Source organism: Peterkaempfera griseoplana (assembly GCF_001418575.1).
In the GTDB taxonomy this organism is placed as follows: Bacteria; Actinomycetota; Actinomycetes; order Streptomycetales; family Streptomycetaceae; genus Peterkaempfera; species Peterkaempfera griseoplana.
In genome coordinates this window covers 1-7,093 of sequence record NZ_LIQR01000602.1, presented here as the reverse complement: position 1 = coordinate 7,093, position 7,093 = coordinate 1, and the positions used below count along the sequence as shown (strand labels likewise).

The following is a 7,093-nucleotide window of genomic DNA, read 5'->3' as shown; positions in this document are numbered from 1 at the left end:
GCCCCCGCCCGCCGCCACGCCGGGCCGCCGTGCCGCCGGCGGCCCGGCCGGGACCGCCCGCCGCGGAGCGGCAGGAAAACCGCCAGGGATGAACCGCCGCGGAACGGGCACCCGCACAGCGGCACGATCCACGGGAGAGGACCCCAGATGGGCATACGCACCTGGATCCAGGAATGGCCGGTGTACCGGCAGCTCAGCGGCGGCGACCCGCTGGGCCGCGGCGCGGCGGCCACCTCGGCTGCGACCCGGTCGCTGACCCCCCGCACCGCCACCGCCGACCGGGTGGTGAAGTCCGTCTGCCCGTACTGCGCGGTGGGCTGCGCCCAGAACGTCTACGTCAAGGACGGCCGGGTGGTGCAGATCGAGGGCGACCCCGACTCGCCGGTCAGCCGCGGCCGGCTGTGCCCCAAGGGCTCGGCGACGCTCCAGCTGACCACTGGTGCGGCCCGCCGCCACCAGGTGCTCTACCGGCGCCCGTACGCCACCGACTGGGAGCAGATCGACCTGGACACCGCCCTGGACATGGTGGTGGACCGGGTACTGCGCACCCGCCGGGAGACCTGGCAGCGGGAGTTCGACGGCGTCACCGTCAACCGCACCATGGGCATCGCCCACCTCGGCGGCGCCACCCTGGACAACGAGGAGAACTACCTCATCAAGAAGCTGTTCACGGCCCTGGGCGTGGTCCAGATCGAGAACCAGGCGAGGGTCTGCCACAGCTCCACCGTCGCGGGCCTGGGCACTTCCTTCGGCCGCGGCGGCGCCACCACCTTCCTCCAGGACCTGCAGAACTCCGACTGCATCGTCATCGAGGGCTCCAACTTCGCCGAGGCCCACCCGGTGGGCTTCCAGTGGGTGATGGAGGCCAAGGCCCGCGGGGCCAAGGTCATCCATGTCGACCCCCGGTTCTCCCGTACCAGTGCCCTGGCAGACCTCTACGTCCCCATCCGGGCCGGCACCGACATCGCCTTCCTCGGCGGGATCATCAACCATGTGCTCAGCACCGGCTCCGACTTCCGGGAGTACGTGCTCAACTACACCAACGCCGCCACCCTGGTCGGCGAGGACTTCCAGGACACCGAGGACCTCGACGGGGTCTTCTCCGGGCTCGACGAGCAGACCGGCCACTACGACCTCCGCAGCTGGCAGTACCAGGGCGCCGAGGTGCAGTCGGCCTCCGGGGAGCGCGACACCCAGTACGAGCAGCGGGTGTCCGAGTCGGGGCAGGGCGAGTCCCACGGCTCGGGCGGCGCGGCCGTCGGCGGCCACCCGCACCGGGACGAGACCCTGACCCATCCGCGGTGCGTCTACCAGATCCTCAAGCGGCACTACGCCCGCTACACCCCCGAGCTGGTGGAGCAGACCTGCGGCATCCCCCAGGAGACCTTCCTGGAGGTCTGCCGGGCCCTGGTGGAGAACTCCGGACCCGACCGCACCAGCGAGTTCGTGTACGCGGTGGGCTGGACCCAGCACACCGTGGGCGCCCAGTACATCCGCGCGGCCTGCATCCTGCAGCTGCTGCTGGGCAACATCGGACGCCCCGGCGGAGGCATCCAGGCGCTCCGCGGCCACGCCTCCATCCAGGGCTCCAGCGACATCCCCACCCTGTTCAACCTGCTGCCCGGCTACATTCCCATGCCGCACGCCCACCAGCACGAGGACCTGGACTCCTTCATCGCCGCGGTGAAGACCGACAAGGGCTTCTGGGCCGACATGCGGGCCTATGTGGTCTCGCTGCTCAAGGCCTACTGGGGCGAGGCGGCCACCGCCGAGAACGACTTCTGCTTCGGCCACCTGCCCAGGCTCACCGGCTCCCACAGCACCTATGAGACGGTGCTGGCCCAGCTCGACGGCACCTGCAAGGGCTACTTCCTGATGGGGGAGAACCCCGCCGTGGGCTCGGCCAACGCCGGGATGCAGCGCAAGGGCATGGCCAACCTGGAGTGGCTGGTGGTGCGGGACTTCTCCCTGATCGAGTCCGCCACCTGGTGGAAGGACGGCCCGGAGATCGAGACCGGGGAGCTGCGCACCGAGGACATCGCCACCGAGGTGTTCTTCTTCCCCGCGGCCTCCCACACCGAGAAGGACGGCTCGTTCACCAACACCAACCGCATGCTGCAGTGGCACTTCGCGGCCGTGGAACCCGACGGCGACGCCCGCAGCGACCTGTGGTTCATGTACCACCTGGGCCGCCGCATCCGGGAGCGGCTGAAGGACTCCACCGACCCCGTGGACCGCCCGGTGCTCGACCTCACCTGGGACTACCCGGTGCACGGTCCGCTGGACGAGCCCGACGCGGAGGCGGTGCTGGCGGAGATCAACGGATACGAGGGGTCGCGCCCCCTGAACGCCTACACCGAGCTGCGCGACGACGGCTCCACCTCCTGCGGCTGCTGGATCTACTGCGGCGTCCGCGCCGAGGGCGTCAACCAGGCCGCGCGCCGCAAGCCGCACACCGAGCAGGACTGGGTCGCCGCCGAGTGGGCCTGGGCCTGGCCGGCCAACCGCCGCATCCTCTACAACCGGGCCTCGGCCGACCCCGACGGCAACCCGTGGAGCGAACGCAAGGCCTATGTGTGGTGGGACGCCGAACAGGGCCGCTGGACCGGCCACGACATACCGGACTTCATCCCCGACCGCGCCCCCTCCTACCGCCCGCCCGACGACGCCGCCGGCACCGACGCGCTCGCCGGCGACGACCCGTTCATCATGCAGGCCGACGGCAAGGGCTGGCTGTTCGCCCCGGCGGGGCTGGTGGACGGACCGCTGCCCACCCACTACGAGCCGCAGGACTCCCCGGTCCGCAACCCGGTCTACCGCGACCAGCAACGCAACCCCGTACGGCAGCTGCCCGCCCACGAGGGCAACCGGCCGCACCCCAGCGGGGACGAGCCCGGCGCCGAGGTCTTCCCGTACGTGGTGACCACCTACCGCCTCACCGAGCACTTCACCGCGGGCGGGATGACCCGCTGGTCGCCCTATCTCGCGGAGCTGCAGCCCGCCTTCTTCTGCGAGGTCTCCCCGGAGCTGGCCGCCGAACGGGACCTGCGGCACACCGGCTGGGCCACCCTGGTCACCGCGCGCGGTGTCATCGAGGCGCGGGTGCTGGTCACCGAGCGGATGACCCCGCTGAGGGTGCAGGGGCGCACCATCCACCAGATCGGCCTGCCCTTCCACTGGGGCCCCAACGGCGTCACCACCGGCGACGCCGCCAACGAGCTGACCGCGATGGCCCTCGACCCCAATGTGCACATCCAGGAGGACAAGGCGCTCACCGCCGACATCCGCCCCGGCCGCCGGCCGCGCGGACCCGAGCTGCTCGACCTGCTCCGCGAGTACCGGGAGCGGGCCGGGATCACCGAAACCACCGGCAGGGAGGTCCGAGGATGACCGGCACAACGCCCCGACCCGATCCCGCGGCGGAGGCGGGCCACAGCGGCGGCCAGGCCCGGGTCGGCTTCTTCACCGACACCTCGGTCTGCATCGGCTGCAAGGCCTGCGAGGTGGCCTGCAAGGAGTGGAACGCCGTCCCCGAGGACGGCCTGGAGCTCACCGGCATGTCCTTCGACAACACCCAGGGCCTGGGCGCCTCCAGCTGGCGGCATGTCGCCTTCGTCGAGCAGGCCAAGCCCCTGGGGGCCGGCACGGCCGCCGTCGACCACAGCGGGGTGGACGTGCTGGCCCTCGCCGCCCAGGGCTCCGCCACCCCGGTGGAGAAGGCCGCGATCACCCCCACCACGCCGGGCCCGCCGAGCCCCGACGGCCGCACCGAGCTGCGCTGGCTGATGTCCTCGGACGTGTGCAAGCACTGCACCCACGCCGCCTGCCTGGACGTCTGCCCCACCGGGTCGCTCTTCCGCACGGAGTTCGGCACCGTCGTGGTCCAGCAGGACATCTGCAACGGCTGCGGCTACTGCGTGCCCGCCTGCCCCTACGGCGTGATCGAGCAGCGGCCCGGCGACGGCCGCGCCTTCAAGTGCACCATGTGCTACGACCGGCTGGGCGCCGGGATGGAACCGGCCTGCGCCAAGGCCTGCCCCACGGAGTCCATCCAGTTCGGGCCGCTGGAGGAACTGCGCGAGCGGGCCGCCGGGCGGGTGGCGCAGCTGCACGAGCTGGGCGTCACCGACGCCCGGCTCTACGGGCACGACCCCGAGGACGGCGTCGGCGGCGACGGGGCCTTCTTCCTGCTGCTGGACGACCCCGAGGTGTACGGGCTGCCGCCGGACCCGCAGGTCACCACCCGTGACCTGCCCGCCATGTGGCGCCAGGCCGCGATCGCCGCCGCAGGGCTGCTCGGCGGCCTGGCGGCCGTCTTCGCCGCCCACGGCCGACCCGGAAGGAACCGCCGATGAGCAGCTCCGACGTCACCAGGGAGGGGCTGCGCGGGGTGCGTCCCGGCCGCGAGGCCGAGACCGGCGCGGGAGTCGGCCGCGGGCGGGACCGCCGTCGGCGCGGCGGGCGCGCCGAGCAGCCGATGGTGCCGCAGGCCGAGTTCACCTCGTACTACGGCCGGCCCGTGCTCAAGCCCCCGGGGTGGAAGCCGCTGAACATCGCGGGGTACTTCTTCCTCGGCGGCCTGGCCGGCGCCGGGTCGGTACTGGCGGCGGGCGCCCAGCTGACCGGGCGGCCGGTGACGGCCAGGGCCATGAAGCTTTCCTCGCTGGCCGCAGTCTCCGGTTCCGCCGCCGCCCTGGTCCACGACCTGGGCAGGCCCGGCCGGTTCGCCAACATGCTGCGGGTCCTCAAGCCGACCTCGCCGATGTCCGTCGGCTCCTGGCTGCTCGCCGCCTACGGCCCGGCCGCCGGGGCCGCCGCCCTGCTGGACCGCGCCCCGGCCGTGGTGCCGCTGCCGCTGCGCCGGGCAGGAGGGGCCGCCGCCACCGCCGCCGCGGCGCTGCTGGGCCCGGCCGTCGCCGCGTACACCGCCGTGCTCGCCGCCGACACCGCCGTACCGGCCTGGCACGACGGCCATCGTGAGCTGCCCTTCGTCTTCGTCGGCTCCGCGGCCGCGGCCGCCGCCGGGATGGCCATGGTGGTCGCCCCGGTGGCGGAGAACGGCCCGGCGCGCTCCACCGCGGTCCTGGGGGCGGCGGTGGAGAACGCCGCGACGGCGCTGCTGGAGCACCGGATCGGGGTGGTCGCCGAGACCTACCGCCAGGGCACCGCCGGGCGGCTGATGCGGGCCAGCCAGGTGCTCTCGGCCGTGGGCGCGGCCGGGGCGCTGTTCGGCGGCCGCAGCCGTGCCGTGTCGGCGGCGGGCGGCGTCGCCCTGCTCGCCGCCTCGGCCTGCACCCGCTTCGGGGTCTTCCATGCGGGGCTGGAGTCGGCGAAGGACCCGAAGTACACGGTGCTGCCGCAGCGGGAGCGGCTCGGGCGGCGCCGAGCGGGGCAGAGTGGTGCGCGGGGGCGCGTATGACGTCGGTGCGCGCGGGTCCGGTACGGCACAGTGGAGATATGAGGATCACAAGGCGGCGGCGGACCGACCCGCACCGCCGCAGGCGACCGGTGTCGCCGGCGGCCGTGGCGGTGTTCAGCTGGCTGCTGCTGGCCGCGGGCGCCGGCACCACCAGCGCCGGCGGCCATGTGCCCGGCCAGGCCCACGTCTCCCACCGCACCCCGGAGGCGTCCCGGGTCGGGCCGCTGTTCCACGGCGCACTCGCCGACGGTCACTTCTGCACCGCCAGCGTCGTCGACAGCCCCGGCCGGAGCCTGCTGGTGACCGCCGCCCACTGCCTGGACGACGGCGCGGACGGTGTCACCTTCGCCCCCGGCTACCGCAACGGCAGGGCCCCCTACGGGGTCTGGCGGATCTCCGCCGTCTATGTGGACCGCCGCTGGTCCCACGGCGCCGACGAGGACTTCGACGTGGCCTTCGCCGTGGTCGCCCCACTGCACGGCAGGCGGCTCGGCGACACCGTGGGCGGCAACCACCTCGGCATCGACCCGGGCGACCACCGCCGGGTGCGCCTCACCGGCTACCCCGACTCCAGCGACCAGCCCCTGTCCTGCGTCAACACCGCCTCCCGCGTCGGCCGCGGCCAGCTGCGCATCGACTGCACCGACTACAGCCTCGGCACCAGCGGCAGCCCCTGGGTGACCGCGGTCGACCACAGCAGCCACATCGGCACCGTCATCGGCGTGATCGGCGGCCACCAGCAGGGCGGCGACACCGACGAGGTCTCCTACAGCTCCTACTTCGGCAGCGGCATCAGGGGCCTGTACCGCACCGCCGTCGCGCACGGCGGCTGAACCGGGCCGGACCCGGCGCCCGGGCGCCTCAGCCGCGGGCCAGGAACGCCCGGGTGCCCATCGCCACCACCGGATGCGCCGCGGGGTCCAGCTGCCGGATCAGTGAGGCCATGTCGGACTTGGACAGCCCCACGCAGGCATGGGTGGGACCGCCGTGGTCGACGTGCAGCCAGATCCCGCCGCCGAGGGCGCCGCCTTGTGGACGCGCGCCGTCCATCGGCGAGGTGCCGCGCACCCGGTTGTAGTCGATGGCCACCACATAGTCGAAGGAGCCGGTCAGCGGCTCCCCCAGGAAGCCGGTGCCGCTGGTGGCGAAGGCGTCGGAGCGGTGGTACGGCAGCCCGCCGTGCGGGCGCGGGTCGGGCAGTCGGCCGCCCGCGTCGCTGAGCGTCCACACCCCCTCCGGGCTGCGCAGGTCGCCCTCCCGGTGGTGCTCGGTCCAGCCCAGCCGGGCGTTGTGCGCCACCCAGGCCGGCCCGGGGTGCCAGCGGCCTGCCGCGTCACGCCGCCAGAGCACGGCCGTGGAGCGCCACGACCCCTCGGCATCGCCGGTGACCACCAGCAGCTGGCGGCTCCCGCCGGGTATTCGGTCCAGCACCGCGGGCCCCAGACCGTCGGGGACCGCCAGTCCGTCCTGGTCCGCCGGGGGCGGCGCGGCCTGCGCGGGCGCCGAGGACGCCGACACGGGCCGCACCTCCGTCGGCGGCGCGGCCGCCGGACGGGCGGCGCAGGAGGCCAGCGAGGCAGCGGCGACCAGGGTGACGGCGCTGCGGACGTGGCGGGGGAGGGGCATGGCTGATCACCTGTCGGTGCGAAGGGAAGCGGAGAGGTGGTGCGGGGC

5 protein-coding genes are annotated in these 7,093 nt (G+C 73.9%); 4 read left to right on the top strand and 1 reads right to left on the bottom strand.

The window, feature by feature from the left end:
* Positions 1-147 precede the first annotated feature (147 nt).
* The 4 genes from fdh to AOK09_RS33905 are packed head-to-tail and all read left to right on the top strand — an operon-like array spanning position 148 to position 6,252.
* A complete protein-coding gene (gene fdh / locus AOK09_RS33920) occupies positions 148-3,390 on the top strand; it encodes a formate dehydrogenase (protein ID WP_055591063.1) in 3,243 nt (1,080 codons plus the stop codon).
* Positions 3,387-4,355 carry a 4Fe-4S dicluster domain-containing protein gene (locus AOK09_RS33915; protein WP_055591062.1) on the top strand — a complete coding sequence of 323 codons (969 nt, stop codon included), beginning with the start codon at positions 3,387-3,389 and terminating at the stop codon, positions 4,353-4,355. Before fdh ends, AOK09_RS33915 begins: the two co-directional genes overlap by 4 nt.
* Positions 4,352-5,419 (top strand): NrfD/PsrC family molybdoenzyme membrane anchor subunit, encoded by a 1,068-nt coding sequence (gene nrfD / locus AOK09_RS33910; RefSeq protein ID WP_055591061.1) that lies wholly within the window; start codon positions 4,352-4,354, stop codon positions 5,417-5,419. Before AOK09_RS33915 ends, nrfD begins: the two co-directional genes overlap by 4 nt.
* A 38-nt stretch (positions 5,420-5,457) precedes the next feature.
* On the top strand, positions 5,458-6,252 hold the full coding sequence (locus AOK09_RS33905) for a trypsin-like serine peptidase (RefSeq protein ID WP_245687602.1): 795 nt from the start codon (positions 5,458-5,460) through the stop codon (positions 6,250-6,252).
* 28 nt (positions 6,253-6,280) lie between these two features.
* Here the strand turns inward: AOK09_RS33905 and AOK09_RS33900 are convergent, their stop codons facing one another.
* Entirely contained in the window at positions 6,281-7,045 is a 765-nt protein-coding gene (locus tag AOK09_RS33900) for a L,D-transpeptidase family protein (RefSeq protein WP_055591059.1), read from the bottom strand.
* Positions 7,046-7,093: the final 48 nt, after the last annotated feature.

Bases quoted from the DNA above. Each gene is read 5' to 3' on its own strand.
- fdh (WP_055591063.1), top strand. From the start codon at position 148: ATGGGCATACGCACCTGGATCCAGGAATGGCCGGTGTACCGGCAGCTC.
- AOK09_RS33905 (WP_245687602.1), top strand. From the start codon at position 5,458: ATGAGGATCACAAGGCGGCGGCGGACCGACCCGCACCGCCGCAGGCGA.
- AOK09_RS33915 (WP_055591062.1), top strand. From the start codon at position 3,387: ATGACCGGCACAACGCCCCGACCCGATCCCGCGGCGGAGGCGGGCCAC.
- AOK09_RS33900 (WP_055591059.1), bottom strand. From the start codon at position 7,045: ATGCCCCTCCCCCGCCACGTCCGCAGCGCCGTCACCCTGGTCGCCGCT.
- nrfD (WP_055591061.1), top strand. From the start codon at position 4,352: ATGAGCAGCTCCGACGTCACCAGGGAGGGGCTGCGCGGGGTGCGTCCC.